Origin of the sequence: Pseudomonas viciae (assembly GCF_004786035.1) — a bacterium.
Taxonomy (GTDB): Bacteria; Pseudomonadota; Gammaproteobacteria; order Pseudomonadales; family Pseudomonadaceae; genus Aquipseudomonas; species Aquipseudomonas viciae.
Window position 1 is genome coordinate 5478650 of sequence record NZ_CP035088.1, and the last position, 23590, is coordinate 5502239.

At 60.2% G+C, this 23590-nt stretch carries 21 protein-coding genes; 11 read left to right on the plus strand and 10 right to left on the minus strand.

Going from position 1 to position 23590, the window contains the following annotated elements:
• Position 1: 1 nt before the first annotated feature.
• The 3 genes from EPZ47_RS24255 to EPZ47_RS24265 form a co-directional block, all read right to left on the minus strand.
• Complete coding sequence (locus EPZ47_RS24255) at positions 2-1099, minus strand: amino acid ABC transporter permease (RefSeq protein ID WP_135847044.1); 1098 nt, start codon at positions 1097-1099, stop codon at positions 2-4.
• 10 nt (positions 1100-1109) lie between these two features.
• Positions 1110-2291, minus strand: coding sequence for an amino acid ABC transporter permease (locus tag EPZ47_RS24260; RefSeq protein ID WP_135847045.1), 1182 nt, complete (start codon positions 2289-2291; stop codon positions 1110-1112).
• 65 nt (positions 2292-2356) lie between these two features.
• Complete coding sequence (locus EPZ47_RS24265) at positions 2357-3388, minus strand: amino acid ABC transporter substrate-binding protein (protein ID WP_135847046.1); 1032 nt, start codon at positions 3386-3388, stop codon at positions 2357-2359.
• Positions 3389-3861: 473 nt separating this feature from the next.
• Here EPZ47_RS24265 and EPZ47_RS24270 point away from each other — a divergent pair, with 473 nt between their 5' ends.
• The 5 genes from EPZ47_RS24270 (at position 3862) to EPZ47_RS24290 (ending at position 9092) form a co-directional block, all read left to right on the plus strand.
• Entirely contained in the window at positions 3862-4518 is a 657-nt protein-coding gene (locus EPZ47_RS24270; RefSeq protein ID WP_135847047.1) for an alpha/beta hydrolase, read from the plus strand.
• Positions 4519-4610: 92 nt separating this feature from the next.
• Positions 4611-6086, plus strand: a complete 1476-nt coding sequence (gene rhlB, locus EPZ47_RS24275) for an ATP-dependent RNA helicase RhlB (protein ID WP_135847048.1) — start codon at positions 4611-4613, stop codon at positions 6084-6086.
• 124 nt (positions 6087-6210) lie between these two features.
• Positions 6211-7164 (plus strand): ornithine cyclodeaminase family protein, encoded by a 954-nt coding sequence (locus EPZ47_RS24280; RefSeq protein ID WP_135847049.1) that lies wholly within the window; start codon positions 6211-6213, stop codon positions 7162-7164.
• Between the two features lie 86 nt (positions 7165-7250).
• The gene (locus tag EPZ47_RS24285; RefSeq protein WP_135847050.1) at positions 7251-8378 is read left to right on the plus strand and encodes an NAD(P)/FAD-dependent oxidoreductase; all 1128 of its coding nucleotides are present in this window, start codon (positions 7251-7253) and stop codon (positions 8376-8378) included.
• An 87-nt stretch (positions 8379-8465) separates the two neighbouring features.
• On the plus strand, positions 8466-9092 hold the full coding sequence (locus tag EPZ47_RS24290) for a helix-turn-helix transcriptional regulator (RefSeq protein ID WP_135847051.1): 627 nt from the start codon (positions 8466-8468) through the stop codon (positions 9090-9092).
• A gap of 157 nt (positions 9093-9249) precedes the next feature.
• Here EPZ47_RS24290 and EPZ47_RS24295 read toward each other — a convergent pair whose 3' ends face one another.
• The 6 genes from EPZ47_RS24295 to EPZ47_RS24320 form a co-directional block, all read right to left on the minus strand.
• A complete protein-coding gene (locus EPZ47_RS24295) occupies positions 9250-10026 on the minus strand; it encodes an ABC transporter substrate-binding protein (RefSeq protein ID WP_135847052.1) in 777 nt (258 codons plus the stop codon).
• A gap of 268 nt (positions 10027-10294) precedes the next feature.
• Positions 10295-10747 carry a molybdopterin synthase catalytic subunit MoaE gene (moaE, locus tag EPZ47_RS24300; protein ID WP_135847053.1) on the minus strand — a complete coding sequence of 151 codons (453 nt, stop codon included), beginning with the start codon at positions 10745-10747 and terminating at the stop codon, positions 10295-10297.
• A 3-nt stretch (positions 10748-10750) separates the two neighbouring features.
• Entirely contained in the window at positions 10751-10993 is a 243-nt protein-coding gene (gene moaD, locus EPZ47_RS24305) for a molybdopterin converting factor subunit 1 (protein ID WP_135847054.1), read from the minus strand.
• Positions 10990-11463, minus strand: a complete 474-nt coding sequence (gene moaC, locus EPZ47_RS24310) for a cyclic pyranopterin monophosphate synthase MoaC (RefSeq protein WP_135847055.1) — start codon at positions 11461-11463, stop codon at positions 10990-10992. Before moaC ends, moaD begins: the two co-directional genes overlap by 4 nt.
• Before the next feature lie 261 nt (positions 11464-11724).
• Positions 11725-13119: a PhoH family protein gene (locus EPZ47_RS24315; protein ID WP_025215363.1), complete on the minus strand. Its 1395-nt coding sequence runs from the start codon at positions 13117-13119 to the stop codon at positions 11725-11727.
• A gap of 336 nt (positions 13120-13455) precedes the next feature.
• Positions 13456-14580: a polysaccharide deacetylase family protein gene (locus EPZ47_RS24320; protein WP_135847056.1), complete on the minus strand. Its 1125-nt coding sequence runs from the start codon at positions 14578-14580 to the stop codon at positions 13456-13458.
• Between the two features lie 286 nt (positions 14581-14866).
• Between EPZ47_RS24320 and yaaA the strand changes: the two genes are divergently transcribed.
• Entirely contained in the window at positions 14867-15646 is a 780-nt protein-coding gene (gene yaaA, locus EPZ47_RS24325) for a peroxide stress protein YaaA (protein ID WP_135847057.1), read from the plus strand.
• A 9-nt stretch (positions 15647-15655) separates the two neighbouring features.
• Here the strand turns inward: yaaA and EPZ47_RS24330 are convergent, their stop codons facing one another.
• On the minus strand, positions 15656-15985 hold the full coding sequence (locus tag EPZ47_RS24330; protein ID WP_135847058.1) for a hypothetical protein: 330 nt from the start codon (positions 15983-15985) through the stop codon (positions 15656-15658).
• 472 nt (positions 15986-16457) lie between these two features.
• On the opposite strand from EPZ47_RS24330, the gene EPZ47_RS24335 reads away from it, so the two are divergent.
• The 5 genes from EPZ47_RS24335 (at position 16458) to EPZ47_RS24355 (ending at position 23573) form a co-directional block, all read left to right on the plus strand.
• Complete coding sequence (locus EPZ47_RS24335; RefSeq protein ID WP_135847059.1) at positions 16458-17774, plus strand: nucleotide sugar dehydrogenase; 1317 nt, start codon at positions 16458-16460, stop codon at positions 17772-17774.
• A 101-nt stretch (positions 17775-17875) separates the two neighbouring features.
• The gene (gene alg8, locus EPZ47_RS24340; RefSeq protein WP_406550147.1) at positions 17876-19357 is read left to right on the plus strand and encodes a mannuronan synthase; all 1482 of its coding nucleotides are present in this window, start codon (positions 17876-17878) and stop codon (positions 19355-19357) included.
• 35 nt (positions 19358-19392) lie between these two features.
• Positions 19393-20562, plus strand: a complete 1170-nt coding sequence (locus tag EPZ47_RS24345; protein WP_135847061.1) for an alginate biosynthesis protein Alg44 — start codon at positions 19393-19395, stop codon at positions 20560-20562.
• A 15-nt stretch (positions 20563-20577) separates the two neighbouring features.
• Entirely contained in the window at positions 20578-22083 is a 1506-nt protein-coding gene (gene algK, locus EPZ47_RS24350) for an alginate biosynthesis TPR repeat lipoprotein AlgK (protein ID WP_135847062.1), read from the plus strand.
• Between the two features lie 5 nt (positions 22084-22088).
• A complete protein-coding gene (locus EPZ47_RS24355) occupies positions 22089-23573 on the plus strand; it encodes an alginate export family protein (RefSeq protein ID WP_135848063.1) in 1485 nt (494 codons plus the stop codon).
• Positions 23574-23590 lie beyond the last annotated feature (17 nt).

Here is a 23590-nt window from a genome sequence, read left to right on the forward strand (position 1 = left end):
CCTAACGCTTGTGGCCAGTGTCCAGCTTGCGTTCCAAATGCATGGAATAGCGGGACATACCAAAACAGAAAATCCAGAACACCAGGGCGGCGAACACATAGCCTTCGGTGGCCATGCCCAGCCATTTCGGGTCGGCGGCAGCTTGTTTCACGCTGTTGAGCAGGTCGAACAAACCGATGATGATCACCAGGCTCGTGTCCTTGAACAACGCAATGAAGGTGTTGACGATACCGGGGATCACCATCTTCAAGGCTTGCGGCAGAATCACCAGGCCCATGCTGCGCCAGTAGCCCAGGCCCATCGCGGCGGCCGCTTCGTATTGACCCTTGGGAATGGCTTGCAGGCCGCCCCGTACCACTTCGGCAATGTAGGCCGACTGGAACAGGATCACCCCGATCAGCGCCCGCAGCAGCTTGTCGAAGTTCATGCCTTCGGGCAGGAACAGCGGCAGCATCACCGACGACATGAACAGCACCGTGATCAACGGCACGCCGCGCCAGAACTCGATGAAGGTCACGCAGACCACACGGATCGCCGGCATGTTCGAGCGGCGACCCAAGGCCAGGACGATGCCCAGCGGCAGAGCGCCGACGATACCGACGGTGGCGATCACCAGGGTCAGCATCAGGCCGCCCCATTGGCTGGTCGCCACGGCGTCCAGGCCGAACACGCCACCGTGCAGCAGGCACCAGGAGATGATCGGGTACAGCACCAGGAAGCTCAGGCCATAGATCGCCTTGCGCGGGAAGCGCGAGATGAACAGTGGCGCCACACCGATGACCGCCAGCCACACGGTCAGGTCTACACGCCAGCGCAGGTCCGCTGGGTAGTAGCCGTACATGAACTGACCGAAACGCTGCTGGATGAACACCCAGCAGGCGCCTTCCTTGGTGCAGTCGGCGCGGGTGGTGCCGACCCAGTTGGCATCGAGGATCGCCCATTGCAACAGCGGTGGGACGATCAGGTAGATCAGATAAAACGCGAACAGCGTCAGCAGCGTGTTGATCCAGCTGGAGAACATGTTGGCGCGCATCCACGCCACCACGCCGATGCTGCTGCCCGGCGGGGGCATGTCAGGTTTGAAAGTATGAGTCGTCATGCGCGTTTCCTCACCGCTCGATCAGCGCAATGCGCTTGTTGTACCAGTTCATCAGCAAGGAAATGCTGATACTGATCGCCAGGTACACACTCATGGTGATGGCAATCACCTCGATGGCCTGGCCGGTCTGGTTCAACACCGTACCGGCAAACAGCGAAACCATTTCCGGGTAACCGATACCGGCTGCCAGGGACGAGTTTTTCGCCAGGTTCAGGTATTGGCTGGTCAGCGGTGGAATGATCACGCGCAGGGCCTGCGGGATGATCACCTTGCGCAGGGTCGGACCGTTGCGCAGCCCCAGGGAACGGGCCGCTTCGGTCTGGCCGTGGCTGACCGACTTGATGCCCGAGCGCACGATCTCGGCGATGAACGCCGCGGTGTACACGGTCAAGGCCAGGGTCAAGGCCAGCAGTTCCGGGATCAGCACCCAGCCACCGACGAAGTTGAAGCCCTTGAGCTCCGGCATTTCCCAACTCACTGGCGCACCAAACAGCAGCGCGCACAGGGTCGGGATCACCAGCAACAGCGCCAGGCCGACCCAGAACTTGTGGAACGGCTCGCCGGTCGCCTCGAAACGCTTGTTCGCCCAGCGCGTCATCAGCACGATGGCGACGATGGCCAGCACGATGCTGATCACAAACGGCCAGAACCCGTCTGCGGTCAGGGCGGCCGGCATGTTCAAGCCCCGGCTGCTGACAAAGAAGGTGTCGCCCAGGTTATGGGCGGCACGCGGGCCAGGCATGCTGAGGAACACCGCGAAGTACCAGAACAGGATCTGCAGCAGCGGCGGGATGTTACGGAAGACCTCGACATAAACAGTCGCCAGCTTGGAAATGATCCAGTTCTGCGACAGTCGCGCCACGCCAATGATGAACCCGAGGATGGTCGCCAGGATCACGCCGATGAAGGTCACCAGCAGCGTGTTGAGCAACCCGATGACAAAGACGCGGGCATAGCTGTCCGCTTCGGTGTAGTCGATCAGGTGTTGGGCAATGCCGAACCCGGCACTGCGTTCCAGGAAGCCGAAGCCGGAGGTGATACCCCGATGCTCGAGGTTGGTCTGCGTGTTATCGAACAGAAACCAGCCCAGCGAAATAACCGCCACGACCGTGACGATCTGAAATACCCACGCACGCACTCGTGGATCGCTGAGGCTGAGCCTCTGCTTAGGTGCGCCGATTGAATTTTGCATGAAGTGCCCCGCAAAGAATGGAACAGAACATCACCCGGTGGTTGGCCCACCGGGTGATAGAACCATCAGCGCACTGGTGGTGCGTATTGAATGCCGCCAGCGTTCCACAGAGCGTTCAAGCCGCGATCGATTTCCAGCGGAGTGCCCTTGCCGAGGTTGCGCTCGAACATTTCGCCGTAGTTACCGACTTGCTTGACGATCTGCACGACCCAGTCTTTCGGCAGTTTCAGGTCTTTGCCGTATTCACCGTCGGCGCCCAACATACGAGCGACGTCAGGGTTCTTGGTGGCCTTGGCTTCGGCCTCGACGTTCTTCGAGGTCACACCGGCTTCTTCAGCGTTGAGCAGCGCGTAGCCGGTCCAACGCACGATGGCCAGCCACTCGTCGTCGCCATTACGCACGACCGGACCCAGAGGCTCCTTGGAAATGGTTTCCGGCAGAACCACGTAGTCCTTCGGCGAAGCCAGCTTGCTGCGCTGGGCGAACAGCTGGGACTTGTCGGAGGTCAGCACGTCGCAACGACCAGATTCCAGCGACTTGGCGCTTTCATCGGAGGTGTCGAAAGTGATCGGGGTGTACTTCAGGCCGTTGGCGCGGAAGTAGTCGGAAACGTTCAGCTCGGTGGTGGTACCGGCCTGGATGCAGATGGTTGCACCGTCCAGTTCCTTGGCGCTCTTGACGCCCAGCTTGTTGTTCGCCAGGAAGCCGATGCCGTCGTAGTAGGTAATGAAACCTGGAAACTTCAGGCCCATGCCAGCGTCACGGGAGCTGGTCATGGTGGAGTTGCGCGAGAGCATATCGATTTCGCCCGATTGCAGCGCAGTGAAGCGCTCCTTGGCGTTCAACTGGCTGAATTTGACCTTGGTCGCATCACCAAATACAGCAGCGGCCACGGCGCGGCAGAAGTCAGCGTCGATACCGACGATCTTGCCGGTCGAATCAGGCACCGAGAAACCCGGCAAGCCATCACTCACACCACATTGCACAAAGCCTTTCTTCTGTACGGCATCCAGGGTTGCACCCGCCTGAGCGAACCCGCTGACGCCGAGTACTGCCGCTGCAGTCACGACGGCCAGGGTGGATTTCAGTAACTTCATTCAAACCTCCAGTTTTGCTCTTGTTGTGTCGGAGCTCGAGCCCTGTCGCACCCTTTTGAGGCATTGCCGACCCTTGTTGGCTTTTTTTCGGGTCAACCGACGTTTGGACCTTCGCTATGAGTCTATTAATGAGAACGTCCACACACAGTGGTCATACCCACCTCTCACCAATCGGCCGAACGGGCTGTAGCCCTTCACGTTCGCGAAGCCCGAAGCGGCTACTGGCGAACATTCATCACCGGATTTCTGATATCCCATGCGGCGCGTCGAACTGATAGTGTTACCGCGCAGCATGAGAATCATCACTCAGCTATACCCATAGCAAAGCCCGTACCAGACCGCTGCGCTTGGCCCTTGTAAAACACGTCAAGACAAAAACTTTCAACTTTGCGACATCTAATTAACTGAGGCACCGGGCACGCACTGTAATCACGCACTGATTGGGCGCGCCCGCACAGATTTGGAGCACAACCATGACCGACCCCTTGATTCTCGAGCCCAGCGGCACTGCCGACGCGTGCGTTATCTGGCTCCACGGCCTGGGCGCCGATCGTTATGATTTCCTGCCGGTCGCCGAAATGTTGCAGCAAAAACTGCTCACCACGCGTTTCGTTCTGCCCCAGGCACCGACCCAGCCAGTAACGATCAACGGCGGCTATGAGATGCCCAGTTGGTACGACATCCGCGCCTTGAGCCCGGCGCGGGCCATTGACGAACAGCAACTGGAAGCCTCGGCGCAGCGGGTCAGTGATTTGATCGACATCCAGCGATCCAGCGGAATAGACGCCTCGCGGATTTTCCTGGCAGGTTTCTCCCAGGGCGGCGCGGTGGTCTATCACACGGCATTCGTGAAATGGCAGGGTCCGTTGGGCGGCGTGATCGCGCTGTCTACTTATGCACCGACTTTCAGCGATGAACTGCAATTGTCGGCCAGCCAGCAACGCATTCCGGTACTGGCGCTGCACGGGCAATACGACGAGGTCGTGCTCAACCCGATGGGCCGTACCGCAAAAGAGTATTTAAAGCAGCATGGTGTCACCGTGACATGGCAAGAATACCCAATGGGCCACGAAGTGTTACCCGAGGAGATTCGCGACATCGGTTCCTGGCTGACCGAGCAGCTGCACTAAAAAGGCTCATCGCCACCTTTGATGATCACACTACGCCGCGCCCGTTTCTTGCATTACACTGGCCGGCGTACATTCCTTAACCAATCGATGAGATGACCGTGCTCAAAGCACTCAAGAAGATGTTCGGTAAAAGCGAGGCCGAGCAACTCGCGCCTGGCGCAAGCGCCCCTGTCAACGGCCAGAGCCGTACCGATGCGCAACAACCGCGCCGTGCTGCCCCTGCTGCACAGGCAAAAAAAGAGCCGGTGACCCCACCCGCCGCCCAGCCTGCCACGGCCCCTGAACCAGAAAAGCCACGCAACGAAGCCCCCAAGCCGCGCCGCGAACGCGCACCGAAACCGCCGGTCGTCGCCTGGAAGCTCGAGGACTTCGTCGTAGAACCCCAGGAAGGCAAGACCCGCTTCCACGACTTCAAACTCGCCCCTGAGCTGATGCACGCCATCCAGGACCTGGGCTTCCCGTACTGCACGCCGATCCAGGCCCAGGTGCTGGGCTTCACCCTCGCCGGCAAAGACGCCATCGGCCGCGCCCAGACCGGTACTGGCAAGACCGCCGCGTTCCTGATTTCCATCATCACCCAGTTGCTGCAGACCCCGCCGCCTAAAGAGCGCTACATGGGCGAGCCGCGGGCACTGATCATCGCCCCGACCCGCGAACTGGTGGTACAGATCGCCAAGGACGCCGCCGACCTGACCAAGTACACCGGCCTGAACGTGATGACGTTCGTGGGCGGCATGGACTTCGATAAACAGCTCAAGCACCTCGAAGCGCGCCACTGCGACATCCTGGTCGCCACACCGGGCCGCCTGCTGGACTTCAACCAGCGTGGCGACGTGCACCTGGACATGGTCGAGGTGATGGTGCTGGACGAAGCCGACCGCATGCTCGACATGGGTTTCATCCCGCAGGTGCGCCAGATCATTCGCCAGACCCCACCGAAAAGCGAACGCCAGACCCTGCTGTTCTCCGCCACCTTCACCGAAGATGTGATGAACCTGGCCAAGCAATGGACCACCGACCCGTCCATCGTCGAGATCGAGGCGCTGAACGTCGCCAGCGAAAACGTCGAACAGCACATCTATGCAGTGGCCGGTGCCGACAAGTACAAGCTGCTCTACAACCTGGTCAACGACAACGGTTGGGAGCGGGTGATGGTCTTCGCCAACCGCAAGGACGAAGTACGGCGCATCGAAGAACGCCTGGTGCGCGATGGCGTCAACGCTGCGCAACTGTCGGGCGACGTACCACAGCATAAGCGCATCAAGACGCTGGAAGGCTTTCGCGAAGGCAAGATCCGCGTGCTGGTGGCCACTGATGTGGCCGGACGCGGTATCCACATCGACGGCATCAGCCACGTGATCAACTTCACGTTGCCGGAAGTGCCGGATGACTATGTGCACCGGATTGGCCGTACCGGGCGTGCAGGCGCTGCTGGCGTATCGATCAGCTTCGCCGGTGAGGATGACTCCTATCAGTTGCCATCGATCGAAGCGCTGCTAGGGAAGAAGATCAATTGCGAAACCCCACCGACTCATCTGCTTCGGCCGGTTGAGCGCAAGCGCCCTTAACCGTCGCCTGGAACCAGAAAGCGCAGCCGCAAACGCTGCGCTTTTTTTTCGCCCGGGATATTGCCCAACAGAACTAAAAGTCCATAATGGACAAATTAGTTTACACAAGCACCCCGGAGTCCCGATGTCCAGCACGCCCTACGTGATGACCCAAGCCCAGGCCCGAGAACTGCTCGGACAAGTCGACGTACCGCAGATCCTACGCAAGCTGTTCCGCGACCTCGCCGCCGGGCAGGCCGTCCAACCGGCCCAGCAACTGGTGGTTTTTCCCCAAGGCGCCGGGGACTTCATCAACTACCTGGGCGTGCTGGCTGAGGATCAGGTCTACGGGATCAAGACCTCACCCTACATCGTGCGCGAGCAAGGCCCGCTGGTCACCGCCTGGACCTTGCTGATGTCGATGCAGACCGGCCAGCCGCTGCTGCTGTGCGATGCCACCGAACTGACCACCGCCCGCACCGCCGCCACCACCGCCGTCGCCGTCGATGCCCTCGCCCCACGCGAGGCCAGGCGCCTGGCGGTCATCGGCAGCGGCGCGGTGGCGCGCGCCCACGTGCAGTACGTCAAGGGCCTGCGGGACTGGCAAGACATCAGCCTCTATTCGCCGAGCCTGAAGGGCAAAACGGCACAAGAGCACGCCTTGATCACCGGCCTGGACCCGCGCCTGCACATCGCCGACAGCCTTGAAACGGCGCTGCATGACGCCGATGTGGTGATGCTCTGCACCTCGTCCGCCAAATCGGTGCTCGACCCGCAGAGTTTGAGCAAACCAGCCCTGATCACCTCCATCAGCACCAACGCTCCGCGCGCCCACGAAGTACCGCCGCAAAGCCTCAACGACATGGACGTGTTCTGCGACTATCGTCAGACCACCCCGGGCTCGGCCGGTGAAATGCTGATTGCCGGCGAACAGCACGGCTGGGACGCCTCGAACATCGTCGGCGATTTGCCCGAACTGCTCAGCGACTACGTGGCACGCCCCGACTACCAACGCCACGTGTTCTTCCGCTCCATCGGCCTGGGGTTGGAAGACGTTGCGTTGGCGAATGCGCTTTACCGGTTGCACCACCACAACTGACACGACTCGATTCCCTGTGGGAGCGGGCTTGCTCGCTCCCACAAGTTCCTACGAACGCCCGGCACCCTGCTCCACAGGAGAGCGTCATGACCTCAGCAGATTTCATCATCATCGGCGGCGGCATTGCCGGTGCTTCCACCGGCTATTGGCTGGCCCCCCATGGCCGGGTCATTGTGCTCGAGCGCGAATCCCATCCGGCCTACCATTCCACCGGACGCTCGGCGGCGCTATACACCGCGGCCTATGGCACGCCTCAGGTGCGGGCGTTGACCCAGGCCAGTCGGGATTTTTTCGATGCCCCACCAGCCGGTTTTTGCGAACACCCGCTGCTCACCCCACGGGGCGAAATGACCGTGGACTTCACCGGCGACCCGGCCGAATTGAACAACCAGTACCTCAGCGCCAAGGCCACGGTGCCGCAGATGCAACTGCTCAGTGCCGAAGAAGCCTGCGTGCGATTGCCGATCCTGCGACGGGACAAGGTCCACGGTGCAATCTACGACCCCACAGCCTGCGACATCGACACCGACGCGCTGCACCAAGGCTACCTGCGCGGTATCCGTCGCAGCGGCGGCCAAGTGCACACCGACAGCGAAGTCCTCGGCCTGAACCGTGACGACCAAGGGCTGTGGCAGGTAAAAACCGCCGACCAGACCTTCAGTGCGCCGGTGCTGATCAACGCCGCCGGAGCCTGGGCCGACCAGGTTGCGCAGATGGCCGGTGCGCAAAGGCTGGGCCTGCAACCCAAGCGGCGCGCGGCCTTCATCTTCGCCGGCCCCGAGGGTGTAGATATCCACAATTGGCCGATGCTGGTAAGCCTCGACGAATCGTTCTACATGAAGCCAGACGCCGGCATGTTCCTCGGCTCACCGGCCAACGCCGACCCGGTGGAGCCTCATGATGTGCAGCCCGAAGAGCTGGACATCGCCATGGGCATCTACCAGATCGAAGAGGCCACCACCCTGACCATCCGCCGCCCGACCCGCACTTGGGCCGGGTTGCGCAGCTTCGTCCCCGACGGGGACCTGCTGTCCGGTTTCGATCCACAGGTCCCCGGGCTGTTCTGGGTCGCGGCCCAGGGCGGCTATGGCATCCAGACCTCCCCGGCCATGGGCCAGGCCAGCGCGGCGCTGGTACGTGGCGAACCGCTGCCCGAGGCCCTGGCCCGTTTCGGCCTGAGCAGCGCCATGCTCTCGCCGACACGCCTGGGTTGAATCCACCCAGGTGACGCATCGCCTCGATTGCGGCACACTCCCCGCGCCCCTGCTTCACGGGGCGCTGACGCTGCCTGGAGCCCTGTCATGAACGCCCCTCACACTGATCCGGCACTGGATAATTTCCACACCATCGCCGACGCCATCGCCACCCTGTTCTACCCCCACGCCGAGGTGGTGCTGCACGACCTTCGCTCGCAGAAAGTCGACTACATCGCCAACAACCTGTCCAAGCGTGAGATTGGCGATGACTCATCCCTGGAAGACATGCTCAGCGAAGACGTCAGCGAACGTAACATCGGGCCGTACGAAAAGCTGAATTGGGATGGGCAGAAGATTCGCAGCCTCAGCAGCGTCCTGCGCGACGCCGACGGTCATCCGCTGGCAGTACTGTGCATCAATCTGAATATTTCGCTGTTCGAGAATGCCAAGGCCGCGCTGGACCTGTTCCTCTCGCCGAGCAAGTTGATCCCGCAGCCGGACTCACTGTTTCGCGATGACTGGCAGGAGCGGATCAACACCTTTCTCCATGCCTGGATGCGCGAACGCCAGCTGAGCCTGAACCTGCTGACCCGCGACCACAAACGCGAACTGGTGCTGGCGCTGCACGCCGAGGGCGCGTTCAAGGGCAAGAGCGCGTCCAACTACGTGGCCAATGTGCTGAACATGGGGCGGGCGACGGTGTACAAGCATTTGAAGGAGTTGAAGGGCTGAGGGTTTTTGTTGCCTGGCCTGGCCTGGCCTGGCCTGGCCTGGCCTGGCCTGGCCTCATCGCGAGCACGCTCGCTCCCACAGTGGATCTCGTTGAACACAAAAACTGTGTCCGCCGCAAATCCGTTGTGGGAGCGAGCTTGCTCGCAATGGCGATTGATCAGTCGCCGTAGATATCCGACTTGAAATACTTGGCCTGGATCTTCTGATACTCCCCACTGGCCCGAATCCCATCGATGGCCTTGTTCAAGTCCGCCACCAACTCGGTATTGCCTTTACGCACCGCGATACCCGCGCCTTCACCAACGTATTTCGGATCCTTGAGTTCCGGCCCGACAAACGCGTAGCCCTTGCCCCGAGGCATCGACAGGAAGTCCTCCAGCGGGATGGTATCGGCGAAAATCGCGTCCAGGCGACCGGACGCCAGGTCCATGTAGATTTCTTCGTTGTTGCTGTAGCGCTTGACCGTCACGCCCTTGGGTTCGAAGACTTCAGTGGCGAAGCGGTCGGTGGTGGTAGCGCGCTGCACGCCCACGGTCTTGCCCTTGAGGCTGGCGTACTGGTCATCGACCACCGCGCCTTCCTTCATGACCAACCGTGATGAGGTGAAGTAATACTTGTGGGTGAAATCCACCGACTTCTTGCGCTCTTCGGTAATGGTCATGGACGACAGCGCCAGGTCAATTTTCTTCACCTTCAGCGATGGAATCAGCCCGTCGAATTCACCTTCGATCCACTCACACTTGACCTTCATCTGCGCGCACAAGGCATTGCCGATGTCGTAGTCAAAACCTTCGATTTTCCCTTCCGAGGTCTTGGAAGCAAACGGCGGGTAAGCCGCCTCGATGCCGATGCGCAAGGTTTTCTCGGCGGCGAACAGGCTGCTGGAGGCCAGCAGGCTCAAGGCCAGGCCGGTGATGAGGTGGCGTTTGTTCATGATCGATCTCTCGCGGGTTGTTGTTGGTTTGGCAGAGAAAGGTGGGCGTGACTATTTTGTACTTATAAATCCATACTGGACTTTAATGTACACATCGTCAATTGGGGAAAGCGGGAAAATGATGGAAGGCTGATGGCCCCTTCGCGAGCAAGCCCGCTCCCACAGAGGCCCTGCGTTGAGCACAAATATGTGTACGACACAGATTCCCTGTGGGAGCGGGCTTGCTCGCGAAGGCGGACTCACAGCCTCCAAATGACTGACAGGCTGCCTACTGCTTCCAGCGACCCGCCGCCGCATGATCACTGTCGCGCCCTTCCACCCAGCGCGGGCCGTCGGCGGTGTTTTCCTTCTTCCAGAACGGCGCGCGGGTCTTGAGGTAGTCCATGACAAAGGCGCAGGCGTCGAATGCCGCCTGGCGATGGGCACTGGCGGCCGCGACAAAGACGATCGGTTCGCCCGGTTCCAGGGCACCGATGCGGTGCAGCACCTCCAGCTTGAGCAGCGGCCAGCGCTGCTCGGCCTCGGTGGCGATCTTGCCCAGGGCCTTTTCGGTCATGCCCGGGTAGTGCTCCAGAAACATCCCGGATACCTCGAGACCGTCATTGAAGTCACGCACGTAGCCGACAAAACTCACCACCGCCCCCACACCGACATTGGCCGCGTGCATCGCGTTGACTTCGGCACCCGGGTCGAATGGCTCGGCCTGCACACGAATAGCCATGGTTCAGCCTCCGGTCACGGTGGGAAAGAACGCCACTTCGTCGCCATCCACCAGCGGCTCGTCGAGCTGGCACAGGTCTTCGTTGCGAGCGCACATCAGGTTTTGCTCGCTCAGCACCTCGGCACCGTCACGTTGAGCGAGCAGCGCGCGCACGTCGTCAACCGTGGCGAAATCACCTTCCACCTTTACCGAATCCACCCCAAGCGCTTCCCGGTAACGGGCAAAGAACTTCACCGTGATTTTCATTGTGCATCCGCCTGGAAATGGCCGCTCTTGCCGCCGAGCTTTTCCAACACCCGCACGCCTTCGATGGTCATGCCCCGATCCACGGCCTTGCACATGTCATAGATGGTCAGCGCGGCAACGCTGGCGGCGGTCAGTGCTTCCATCTCCACGCCGGTCTGCCCCGACAGCTTGCAACGGGCAACGATGCGCACCCGGTCCTCGCCTTCGGCATTGAGCTCGACCTTGACGCTGGTGAGCATCAACGGATGACAGAGCGGGATCAGATCACTGGTTTTTTTCGCGGCTTGAATGCCGGCAATGCGCGCAACAGCGAACACATCGCCCTTGGGATGGCCGCCGCTGACGATCATCTGCAGCGTGTCGGGCAACATGCGCACAAAGGCTTCGGCCGTGGCTTCACGGAACGTCACGGCCTTGTCGGTCACGTCGACCATGTTGGCGCGACCTTGGGAATCGAGATGAGTCAGCACAGGGTTACTCCTGATCGGGAGTGTCGATTGTAAACCTGTGGGTCAGATTCCGGCAGGGCTGATTGTCGCACCTGTGTGGGGGCCGGTAACTTCCCAAACAACAAATCCTCTTGTGGGAGCGGGCTTGTTCGCGAAGGCGGCGTATCAGCTACAAATATGCTGTCTGACACGCCGCCTTCGCGAGCAAGCCCGCTCCCACAGGTTTTTTTCGTACATCCATAAAAAACCGGGCGACCCTTTGGTCGCCCGGTCTGGGTGGGGTTACAGATGCGATTCGGCGTATTCGGCCAGAATCGAGCGCGGTACGCCCTGCAGGGTGATGTGGACCCCGTTGGGGAAATCCTTGAAGCGTTCGGTCAGGTAAGTCAGCCCGGAGCTGGTCGCGGACAGGTAAGGGGTGTCGATCTGCGCCAGGTTACCCAGGCACACCACTTTAGAACCGGCGCCGGCACGGGTGATGATGGTTTTCATCTGGTGCGGGGTGAGGTTCTGGCATTCGTCGATCAGGATCAGGCTCTGCTGGAAGCTGCGGCCTCGAATGTAGTTGAGGGATTTGAACTGCAACGGCACTTTGCTGAGGATGTAGTCGACGCTGCCATGGGTGCTTTCGTCATCCATGTGCAAGGCTTCGAGGTTGTCGGTGATGGCGCCCAGCCAAGGTTCCATTTTTTCCGCTTCGGTGCCGGGCAGGAAGCCGATTTCCTGGTCCAGGCCCTGCACGCTGCGGGTCGCGATAATGCGCCGGTAGCGCTTGCTGACCATGGTCTGCTCGATGGCGGCGGCCAGGGCCAGGATGGTCTTGCCGGAACCGGCGGCGCCGGACAGGTTGACCAGGTGGATATCCGGGTCGAGCAAGGCGAACAGGGCCAGGCTCTGGTAGATGTCACGCGGCTTGAGGCCCCAGGCTTCCTGATGCAGCAAGGGCTCCTGGTGCAGGTCGAGGATCAGCAGCTTGTCGACGTGGATTTCCTTGATCCAGCCGACGAATCCTTGTTCGTCGATGATGAACTCGTTGATGTGCACCGCTGGCAGGTTGTCGATCAGTTGCACCTGGTGCCAGGTGCGGCCATGGTCCTGGCGGGTTTCAACCTTGCTCACACGGTCCCAGAAGGAGCCGGTCATGTTGTGGTAGCCGTTGGGCAACAGCGAGACATCGTCGACCAGTTGGTCGGTGCTGTAGTCCTCCGCCGCGATCCCGCAAGCGCGGGCCTTGAGGCGCATGTTGATGTCTTTGGTCACCAGCACCACGGCCTGATCCTTGTTGCGCGCGTGCAGGTCGATCAACTGGTTGATGATGATGTTGTCGTTCAGGTGTTCCGGCAGCACCAGGTTGGGTTCGGTGCGTTTGCTCATCAGGATCGAGAGCAGGCCCTTGGGTCCACTTTTGCCACGCTGGATCGACACCCCGAGTTCAACGTCCTCGGGAGAGGCATCGCCCAGGGTTTTGTCGATCAGGCGGATCGCCTGCCGGCATTCGGCGGCGACGCTATGGTGCCCGCTCTTGAGCTTGTCCAGCTCCTCAAGCACGGTCATCGGGATGGCAACGTGGTGTTCTTCGAAGTTCAGCAGTGCGTTTGGATCGTGGATCAATACGTTGGTATCGAGTACATAGAGGATTGGCTGGTTGGAGGAAGGGCTACGTCCGTGGTCATCCATACTCGGTCACCTATGTGGGGGCCATTCGACGCAATACCGTGACAGTGCTGCGCCTCGAAGTAGCCACCGAATTCACCCGCGAGGATTCAGGTGAACTGCACACAATCTGGGTCTTGGAAGACGCCACCTGTGTTGCAGGTTTCGGCGGTCTGTCTTCTTGATACTCCAAAAACCATGACAGGAAAAAGTACTTTGACGTTTTTTTGAAGTTTATTTTTCAGAGTGACGAATAACCCTTGGCGTACCGCCGTCGCACCGTTAAAGTCGGAAGTCCGGTCATCATGAATGTATGCCGATTTTTCCTTCCTCCCCAGTGTTTACGGGCCTTTCGCGACATCAGCGAAACGCGTCCTGACAATCCTCCCAACCGATCCCGCTTTGCGCCGTTTGCGTGATGAGCCAGGGCATCGCTGTTTTCACCGCATCCTGCTTGGCGTTGAAGTTGATCACCCCGTGGCGCCACAACAGCATCAGTGTCAGCGCGCGCTGGGCGCTTTGCTCGGGTTTGAGCCGACTATTACTATCCTGGGGATCGATATCCCACAGTGCCACTTGCAGGCCCTGGTTCCTGAAAAACGATTGGGCATCGCCACGGCGCTGGCCCTGGGGTGGGCGGAACAGCGGCACATAATTCTCCGGCAACTTCCCCTTGACCAGCTCGACGCTGCGCCTTACCGAATCCTGCCAGTCTTGCCAATGACTGTGGGAGCGAAACTCCCAACCCTGCACCCCCACGCACTGGCCTGAATACAGCGTTTGGAGGCTGTTGACGGAGCGATCCGCCAGGCGTGTCTGGATGTCCTTGCCCAGCACAAAAAAGGTGCCACTCATGTTCGACTTGCGCAGATACTCGGTCAGCCACGGCGTATGGTCCGGCACGACGTTGGCCCCGCTGTCGAAGGTCAGCAGGAACATGCGGTCGTTCATGTCGTCGCCGTTGCGCTCGTAGTCGCCGAAACGTTCGATTTCACTACTGGTCTGCGGAAACAGCGCGGCCTTGCGCAGCAATTCATCGCGGTATTGGGTGTGGAAGATCCGGCTCGGCTCGGCCCACTTGATGTAATAGGAGTTGTCGTCAAGCTGGAATCTGCCTGCCTCTTCGCGCAGGGTGGCCATGTTCTCCACCAGGTAACAGAAAGAAGCATCCTGATCACAGCTGCGCTGGGCGAAGTTGTAGTTGCTCAGCAAGCGCTGCCACAGCCGCGCGCGAAGGGTATCGATCGCCGCCATATTGACCGTGCGCAGCCCCAGGTACCGCTTGAGGGCGATTTCGTCCATGGCATCGGTGTCCAGCAAGACTCGCGCAAACATCAGGATCTCGGCCCGCGAAGCCACGTCGAACAGGGTCGGGTTGCTGAGTTGCTCCGGCCAGGTACTGCGGTCCAGGCTGGCGACGTCGTTGGGCGCGGCAACGGCGCCGAGGCTCAACAGCCAGGCCGATAACAAAAGGACGATACGCAAAAGGAATGTCTCCATAACGAAACCCGCGCGGCATCATAGCTGATCCAGGCACAAGACCCGCCTGCGAATGCCTCGTGGCAAATGCGCGACTGTGGCTAAAGGGTTTCTGTGGCGAGGGAGCTCGCTCCCTCGTCACAAAAGCGCCCGCCCTATAGCCCTATAAAGCACTCGCCGTACGGGTATAGCTCGTGCAACGCCCGCCACCACCGATCACCTATCGCCCCAATAGCTGGAGTCCACCCAAACAACCCCCTAGAATCGCGGCACCTTTGAAGGAGACGATTGCATGCTGATGGTGATTTCCCCCGCCAAGACCCTCGATTACGAAACACCGCCGGCCACCGAGCGTTTTACCCAGCCGCAATACCTGGACCACTCCCAGGCGCTGGTCGAACAACTACGTGAGCTCTCGCCGGCACAAATCAGCGAACTGATGCACGTCTCTGACAAGATCGGCGGCCTCAATGCCGCGCGGTTCGGCAGCTGGACGCCAGCGTTCACCCCAGCCAACGCCAAACAGGCCCTGCTGGCCTTCAAGGGTGATGTGTACACCGGCCTTGATGCACAAAGCTTTGACGAAGCTGATTTCGATTACGCCCAACAGCACCTGCGCATGCTCTCCGGCCTTTATGGCTTGCTGCGCCCGCTGGACCTGATGCAACCCTATCGCCTGGAAATGGGCACGAAGTTGGCCAATGCCCGGGGCAAGGACCTGTATGCCTTCTGGGGAACGCGGATCAGCGAATGGCTGAATGAAGCCCTGGCTGACCAGGGCGATGACGTGTTGTTGAACCTGGCTTCCAATGAGTACTTCTCGGCGGTCAAGCGCAGCGCACTGAAAGCGCGCGTCATTGATACCGAATTCAAGGACCTGAAGAACGGCCAGTACAAGATCATCAGCTTTTACGCCAAGAAGGCCCGGGGCTTGATGAGTCGCTTCGTGATCCAGGAACGTATCGACGATCCTGCGGCACTCAAACAGTTCGACGTGCAGGGCTACCGCTTCAACGCCCAACAGTCGACCCCGGAAAAACTGGTTTTCCTGCGCGACCACGCCCCTGAATAATGCACCCCTTTATATCGCCCCCTGATCGGGGGCTTCGATTGAACTCGAACCTGTCATCCAACTTACCCCACCACTTCGCCAGTTCCATGGCGCCAATAAATCACCCCTCCCCCTCGCTAACTTTTTTTTCACTCGACACTCGTCAGTTTTTTGCGTAGTGGCACCAATTTTTTTCGCCAGTAGTGGCAAAAAAACATCCAGCCGACCTAACTCCCCATTTATAAAGGCCAAAATGGCAAGTGCCATCATATTGAGAGCAGTGCCATCTTTCATAATATTTCGAAAAATTTCGAAAATCGCGATGAGCGGATCGGAACTATGTGAAATTGCACGGCTCATACCACCCGTAACGATTCTCACGGAGCGTGTAAGAGATGACTTACATAGGCCGTCGATCCAAGTAACCAAGTTGTCATGGCAATTTAGTGAAACGGTCGCCTATTTGGATCCATCTTATGAAGGACAGGAGATAACGCACCATTACTATCCCCTACAAGGCCAAGGCTGCGCCCCTATAACGTGCTCACCCGAGCACACAAGCTTCTGATTTTGTGGGCTTTTTGCCAGGGATCAGGGGTAAAGGATTTTTTGCACGAGTGTTCTCGATAATGAGGACTGGCTGCATAACAGGGCAGGTCATAACAACTAGGCCGCTTTGCGCACAACTTGAGTGCACTTATTTAGACACTCGGAACTTAGTATGCCTGCACACGGCACTGTGGCGCCTGCATTCCACACTTCCGAGTGCTCGATGACCGCTGAACACTATTAACTCCGGCCATTTATTGGCATGAAAACAGAGGTAAATGCGATGCGCATTAGCATATTTGGTTTGGGTTACGTCGGTGCAGTATGTGCCGGTTGCCTGTCTGCACGGGGCCATGATGTAGTTGGCGTAGATGTCGCCAAAGACAAAATCGACATGATCAACGCCGGTAAATCGCCGATCGTTGAACCGGGTCTTGGCGAGTTGCTGGCTCAAGGTATCGAAACAGGCCGCCTGCGCGGCACCACCAACTTCGCCGAAGCCATTCGCGATACTGACCTGTCGATGATTTGCGTCGGTACTCCGAGTAAGAAGAACGGCGATCTGGAACTGAACTATATCGAAGCCGTGTGCCGCGAGATCGGTTTTGTCCTGCGTGACAAGACGACCCGCCACACCATCGTGGTTCGCAGCACCGTACTGCCAGGTACCGTGGCAAACGTGGTCATCCCGATCCTCGAAGACTGCTCCGGCAAGAAGGCCGGCGTTGATTTCGGTGTCGCGGTCAACCCTGAGTTCCTGCGCGAAAGCACCGCGATCAAAGACTACGATCAACCGCCAATGACCGTGATCGGCGAGTTCGACAAAGCCTCTGGCGACGTTCTGCAATCGCTGTACGAAGAGCTCGATGCGCCGATCATCCGCAAGGACATCGCCGTCGCTGAAATGATCAAGTACACCTGCAACGTATGGCACGCCACCAAGGTGACCTTCGCCAACGAGATCGGCAACATCGCCAAGGCCGTCGGCGTCGATGGTCGTGTCGTGATGGACGTGGTCTGCCAGGACAAGGCCCTGAACCTGTCCCAGTACTACATGCGCCCTGGCTTCGCCTTCGGCGGCTCGTGCCTGCCCAAGGACGTCCGCGCCCTGACCTACCGCGCCAGTTCCCTGGACGTGGAAGCGCCACTGCTCAACTCGCTGATGCGCAGTAACGAATCCCAGGTGCAGAACGCCTTCGACATCGTTTCCAGCCATGACAAGCGCAAGGTCGCCCTGCTGGGCCTGAGCTTCAAGGCCGGCACCGACGACCTGCGCGAGAGCCCGCTGGTAGAACTGGCGGAAATGCTGATCGGCAAGGGTTTCGAGCTGAAAATCTACGACAGCAACGTCGAATACGCCCGCGTCCACGGCGCGAACAAGGACTACATCGAGTCGAAGATCCCTCACGTCTCGTCCTTGCTCAACTCCGATTTCGACGCAGTGATCGATAGCTCCGACATCATCATCCTGGGCAACCGCGATGAGAAGTTCCGCGCACTGACCGAGAACGTACCGGAAGGCAAGCAGGTCATCGACCTGGTTGGCTTCATGTCCAAGGCCACCTCCGCGAGTGGCCGGACCGAAGGCATCTGCTGGTAAGTCTGTTTGCCGGTCGGGTTCGCGCCCGGCCGGCCTTTCGCCTGCCTTAACCCATCGGGCCGCCCACAAGGCCCGCCCGAGAATAGAGACGGATGCAGATTATGCACAGGCTAAAGCACGGCCTGCTTCAGGCCGCCGGTTGGCTGTTTTACTTGATTTTATTGATGGGCATCGCCATGGCGTTGCCTGCGTCCACGTTCGACTCCGAATCCAAGGATTTCATCTTCCTGATCGGCGCCGTGGGCATCTGGCGTTACTCCATGGGAGCGACGCATTTCGTGCGCGGCATGATCTTCCTGTACATCGTCTACCCTCACCTGCGCCGCAAGGTACGCAAGCTGGGCAAGGCGGCGGATCCGTCCCACGTGTACCTGATGGTCACCAGCTTTCGAATCGACGCGCTGACCACCGCCCAGGTCTACAGCTCGGTGATTCGCGAAGCCATCGACTGCGGGCTGCCCACCACTGTGGTCTGCTCCATCGTGGAAATGTCCGACGAGCTGCTGGTCAAGAGCCTCTGGGCCCGCATGAACCCACCAGAGCGGGTCAAGCTGGACTTCGTGCGCATCCCGGGTACTGGCAAGCGTGACGGCCTGGCCTTCGGCTTCCGCGCCATTTCCCGCCACTTGCCGGACGATCGTGCGGTGGTAGCCGTGATCGACGGCGACACCGTGCTCGCCGAAGGCGTGGTACGCAAGACCGTGCCGTGGTTCCAGTTGTTCGGCAACGTCGGCGGCCTGACCACCAACGAGTTCTGCGAAGTGCGCGGCGGCTACATCATGAGCGAATGGCACAAGCTGCGTTTCGCCCAGCGCCATATCAACATGTGCTCCATGGCCTTGTCCAAGCGCGTGTTGACCATGACCGGACGCATGTCGGTGTTCCGTGCCACCGTGGTGACCAACCCGGACTTCATCGCCGACGTGGAAAGCGACTCGCTGCAACACTGGCGCCTGGGCCGCTTCAAGTTTCTCACCGGTGATGACAAGTCGAGCTGGTTCAGCCTGATGCGCCTGGGCTACGACACCTTCTACGTGCCCGACGCCGCGATCAACACCGTCGAGCACCCGCCGGAAAAGAGCTTCATCAAGGCCAGTCGAAAACTGATGTTCCGCTGGTACGGCAACAACCTGCGGCAGAACTCCCGGGCACTAGGCCTGGGCATGAAGCGTCTGGGCCTGTTTACCTCGGTGGTGCTGTTCGACCAGCGCGTGTCGATGTGGACCTCGCTGCTGGGTCTGACCGTGGCACTGATCGCCAGCTTCAAGTACGGCACCGCATTCATCCTGGTGTACCTGCTGTGGATCGGCATCACTCGGTTGATCCTGACCTTGTTGCTGTCGTGCTCCGGACACCGGATCGGCCCTGCCTACCCGGCGATTCTCTATTACAACCAGATCGTCGGTGCACTGGTGAAGATTTACGTGTTCTTCCGCCTCGACCAACAGTCCTGGACTCGCCAGCCCACCCATCTGACCCGTGATCTCGCCAGCTTTCAACGTTGGTTCAACACTTGGTCGTCTCGGACCATGACCTTCTCCGCCGGCAGCATTTTTGTCGCCGTGCTGCTGACGATGGTCTGACCGGACTTGAATGAATTAACTAGGAAATCGCCCCTATGAACACCGCCGTGAATGTCAACGTAGTGCATGAATCCGAAGCCCAGCGCCAACACGCCCGAGTGAAAATCCCGGCCAAATTGCGCTTCTTCGGCCCAGACCGAACGCCGATGGAAGTCAAGGTCCTGGACCTCTCCGCCGGTGGCCTGTGCTTCAACGCCGGACAGATGCCGCTCAAGGTCGGCGAGTCCTACAAGGGCCGCCTGCAGTTCGTGATCGACAACCTTGGCCTGGCCATGGACGTGGATCTGCAGATCCGCTCCTACGATCGCCAGACCGGTCGCACCGGTTGCCAGTTCCAGAACCTGGAGCCTCGGGACATCTCGACACTGCGTCACATCATCACTTCGCACCTGGCCGGTGACATCGTCGGCGTCGGCGATGTGCTGGCGACCTTGCAGCGCGACAACTTCACCAAGGCGCGCAAGCAAAAAGACGAGAACGGCGGCATGAGCGCCATCGCCCGCCTGCGGGCCGTGACCTTCAGCCTGGCGATCTTCCTCGTCGGCCTGGCGGCGTTCGGTTTCATCTTCAAATCGGTGTACGGCATGTACTTCGTCAGCCACGCCCAGGCGGGCCTGGTGAACGTAACGGGCACGGCCATCACCATGCCGCGCGACGGCACCGTGCAAAGCCTGGTCAAGGCTGACGGCGTGGCCGCCAAGGGCGCCCCGCTGGCAACCTTCAGCACCAGCATGCTCGACGTGCTCAAGGGCCATCTGGACGACAACCAGCTGCAACCGGCCAAGGTCGAGGAACTGTTCGGCAAGCAAATGACCGGCACCCTGACCTCCCCGTGCGACTGCATCGTGGCCCAGCAATTGGTGTCTGATGGTCAGTACGCCAGCAAGGGCGACACAATCTTCCAACTGGTCCCACGAGGCACCGAAGCCAACGTCGAGGCGCGTTTCTCCTATCGCCAGTTCGGCGACGTGCGTCCAGGTACCCAGGTCAGCTTCCAGGTTGCCGGCGAAGACACCATTCGCACCGGCAAGATCGTTAGCAGCACCAGCCTGAAAAGCGCCGACCTGTCCTCCGATATCCGTGTGCTGATCAAGCCTGACGAGCCTCTGGACAGCTCGCTGGCTGGCCGTCCAGTAGAAGTCAACAGCGACCGTGGCCCGAACCTGAGCTGGCTGATCGACAAAGCCATGGCCGTCGGTCTTTAAGTCGAGGATATGCCCGTGACCATTACAAAAATCCTGAACACGCCACAGTTCCTGTGGGAGCGGGCTTGCTCGCGAAAGGATCAACGCGGTCTTACCGTGGCACCGCAGCGCCTGCATCGCGAGCAAGCTCGCTTCCCCACTGGCTATGCTTTTTGTGCACTGGCGCTGGCGATCGGCCTCAGCGGCTGCGCTGGCCTGCCCGACCAGCGCCTGGCCAACGAAGCGCTCAAGCGCGGCGACACGTCGCTGGCGCAGCAGAACTATCAGCAACTGGCAGACCTGGGCTACAGCGAAGCCCAGGTGGGCCTGGCCGACATTCAGGTGGACAGCCACGATCCGGAGCAGATGAAAAAAGCCGAGGCGACTTACCGCGCCGCGGCTGACATCTCGCCACGCGCCCAGGCTCGCCTGGGTCGCCTGCTGGTGGCCAAGCCCGGTTCCACCGAGGCTGAAAAACACGAAGCCGAAGGCCTGTTGAAGAAAGCTTTCGCCAACGGTGAAGGTGGCACCCTCATACCGCTGGCGATGCTGTACCTGCAATATCCCCACAGCTTCCCGAACGTCAATGCCCAGCAGCAGATCAGCCAATGGCGCAGTGCCGGCTACCCGGAAGCGGGCCTGGCGCAGATCCTGCTCTACCGCACACAAGGCACCTACGACCAGCATCTGGACGAAGTGGAAAAGGTCTGCAAGGCCGCATTGGCCACCACCGACATCTGCTACGTCGAACTGGCCACGGTCTATCAGAAACGCGGCCAGCCGGAACAGCAGGCCGAGTTGCTCAAGCAGATGCAAGCCGGTCACCGCGCTGGCGTGGTATCCGCCCAACGCGTGGACAGCGTCGCCCGAGTCCTGGCCGATGCCAGCCTGGGCAAGACCGACGAAAAAACCGCCCAGTCGCTGCTCGAAGAAATCGCCCCTGCCTACCCCGCTGCCTGGGTCAGCCTGGCGCAGATTCTCTACGACTTCCCCGAACTGGGCGACGTCGACAAGATGATGCAATACCTGGAAAACGGCCGTGCCGCCGACCAGCCTCGTGCCGAGCTGCTGCTGGGCAAGCTGTACTACGAAGGCAAGTGGGTTCCGGCTGACGCCAAGGCCGCCGAGGCGCATTTCCAGAAAGCCGTTGGCCGCGAAGTGGCCGCCGATTACTACCTCGGCCAGATCTATCGCCGCGGTTACCTGGGCCAGGTGTACTCGCAAAAGGCCCTGGACCATCTGCTCAAGGCCGCGCGCAACGGCCAGAACAGCGCCGACTTTGCCATTGCCCAGTTGTTCTCCCAGGGCAAGGGCACCAAGCCCAACCCGCTCAACGCATATGTGTTCAGCCAGTTGGCCAAGGCCCAGAACACCCCGCAAGCCACTGAACTGGCCCAGACCCTCGAAGCCCAATTACCGCCGGAGCAGCTCGCACAAGCCCAGCGCCTGCTAAAACAAGAGCAGGCCATTCGCGGCGCCATGAGCCCCGATACGCTGGAACTGCAAGCCCTAAAAGAAGATGACGGCGAGGAACCTCTATGAAGCCTTTGAAGCTCAATCCTTTTGTTCAGGCCGGTATTGGCCTGTCGTTTGCCCTGTTGTGGTCCTGTCCGACCCTGGCGGCCCTGACCGATGACAAGAACTTCGGCCTGGAAGTGAAAATCACCGGCCAGTCCGAAGACGACCGTGACCTCGGTACCCAGAGCGGTGGCGACGTCAACGGTATCGGCCTGGACGTGCGCCCATGGATCTATGGCGAACGCGGTGCCTGGAGCGCCTACGCCATGGCCCAGGCCGTGACGTCTACCGACATCATCGAGACCGATACGCTGCAACAGTCCGATGACGCGACCCAGCAAACCGACAGCGGCGATCGCGAAGCCAAGAAAAGCTACCTGGCCATGCGCGAATTCTGGATTGGCTATCGGGGCCTGACCCCTTATCCGGGCGAGCAGTTGAAGTTCGGTCGCCAGCGCCTGCGCAACGACGACGGCCAATGGCGCGACACCAACATCGAAGCCCTGAACTGGACCTTCGACACCACGTTGCTGCGCGCCAATCTGGGTGTCGCCGAACGCTTCAGCGAATACCGCACTGACCTCAAGGAGCTGTCGCCCCAGGACAAGGATCGCCTGCACGTCTACGGTGACGTGGGTTACCAGTGGATGCCCGGCCAATGGGCCGGTATCCGTGCCCACCACTCCCATGACAATGGCAGCCTCGATTACCCGACCCCGGGCGAAGCCACCGACACCCTGGACAAGACCCAGAACGGCGACATCTCCTGGCTGGGCCTGGAAGCCAACAGCGACGCCTACAACTGGCGCAACACCAACACCGTCAATTACTGGGCGAGCCTGACCGGCATGACCGGCGACCGCAACACTGCCAACCCGCTCAACGCCGACGGCACGCGCCCGACAGAAGCCAAGCGCAGTGACGACGTCGACGGCTGGGCCACTGACCTGGGTATCCGCCTGCGCCTCGACCCGCAATGGCAAGTCGGCGCGGCCTATGCCCGCGCCAGCGAGGACTACGAACAGAACGGCCTGCAAAGCAACCGCTCGAACTACACCGGCACCCGCTCGCGGGTCCACCGTTTCGGCGAGGCTTTCCGCGGCGAAATGGCCAACACCCAAAGCGCCAGCCTGTTCGGTTCCTGGCAGTTGCGTGACGAATATGACGCCAGCCTGGTGTACCACAAGTTCTGGCGTGTGGACGGCAACAAGCCGGTGGGTAGCAACGGCATCAATGCCGTGGAGAACAACACCGACGACGTGACCGGCGCAATTCTGTCTACCTCGTCCCTGCCGCTGCGTGACGGTAACAAGGACCTGGGCCAGGAAGTCGACCTGGTGGTCACCAAGTACTTCAAGCAAGGCCTGTTGCCAGCCGCCCTGAGCCAGTCCATCGATGAGCCGTCGGCGCTGGTGCGCTTTCGTGGCGGGGTGTTCAAGCCAGGCGACGCCTACGGCAAAGAGGTCGATTCGTACATGCATCGCGCCTTTGTCGACGTGATCTGGCGCTTCTGATGCGAATGACCATGGGA

Coding starts and splice junctions, on each gene's coding strand:
- rhlB (WP_135847048.1), top strand. CDS start 4,611: ATGACCGTGCTCAAAGCACTCAAGAAGATGTTCGGTAAAAGCGAGGCC.
- EPZ47_RS24290 (WP_135847051.1), top strand. CDS start 8,466: ATGAACGCCCCTCACACTGATCCGGCACTGGATAATTTCCACACCATC.
- EPZ47_RS24265 (WP_135847046.1), bottom strand. CDS start 3,388: ATGAAGTTACTGAAATCCACCCTGGCCGTCGTGACTGCAGCGGCAGTA.
- yaaA (WP_135847057.1), top strand. CDS start 14,867: ATGCTGATGGTGATTTCCCCCGCCAAGACCCTCGATTACGAAACACCG.
- EPZ47_RS24315 (WP_025215363.1), bottom strand. CDS start 13,119: ATGGATGACCACGGACGTAGCCCTTCCTCCAACCAGCCAATCCTCTAT.
- alg8 (WP_406550147.1), top strand. CDS start 17,876: ATGCACAGGCTAAAGCACGGCCTGCTTCAGGCCGCCGGTTGGCTGTTT.
- EPZ47_RS24295 (WP_135847052.1), bottom strand. CDS start 10,026: ATGAACAAACGCCACCTCATCACCGGCCTGGCCTTGAGCCTGCTGGCC.
- moaE (WP_135847053.1), bottom strand. CDS start 10,747: ATGGCTATTCGTGTGCAGGCCGAGCCATTCGACCCGGGTGCCGAAGTC.
- EPZ47_RS24270 (WP_135847047.1), top strand. CDS start 3,862: ATGACCGACCCCTTGATTCTCGAGCCCAGCGGCACTGCCGACGCGTGC.
- EPZ47_RS24330 (WP_135847058.1), bottom strand. CDS start 15,985: ATGAGCCGTGCAATTTCACATAGTTCCGATCCGCTCATCGCGATTTTC.
- EPZ47_RS24260 (WP_135847045.1), bottom strand. CDS start 2,291: ATGCAAAATTCAATCGGCGCACCTAAGCAGAGGCTCAGCCTCAGCGAT.
- EPZ47_RS24285 (WP_135847050.1), top strand. CDS start 7,251: ATGACCTCAGCAGATTTCATCATCATCGGCGGCGGCATTGCCGGTGCT.
- EPZ47_RS24345 (WP_135847061.1), top strand. CDS start 19,393: ATGAACACCGCCGTGAATGTCAACGTAGTGCATGAATCCGAAGCCCAG.
- moaD (WP_135847054.1), bottom strand. CDS start 10,993: ATGAAAATCACGGTGAAGTTCTTTGCCCGTTACCGGGAAGCGCTTGGG.
- EPZ47_RS24335 (WP_135847059.1), top strand. CDS start 16,458: ATGCGCATTAGCATATTTGGTTTGGGTTACGTCGGTGCAGTATGTGCC.
- EPZ47_RS24255 (WP_135847044.1), bottom strand. CDS start 1,099: ATGACGACTCATACTTTCAAACCTGACATGCCCCCGCCGGGCAGCAGC.
- EPZ47_RS24280 (WP_135847049.1), top strand. CDS start 6,211: ATGTCCAGCACGCCCTACGTGATGACCCAAGCCCAGGCCCGAGAACTG.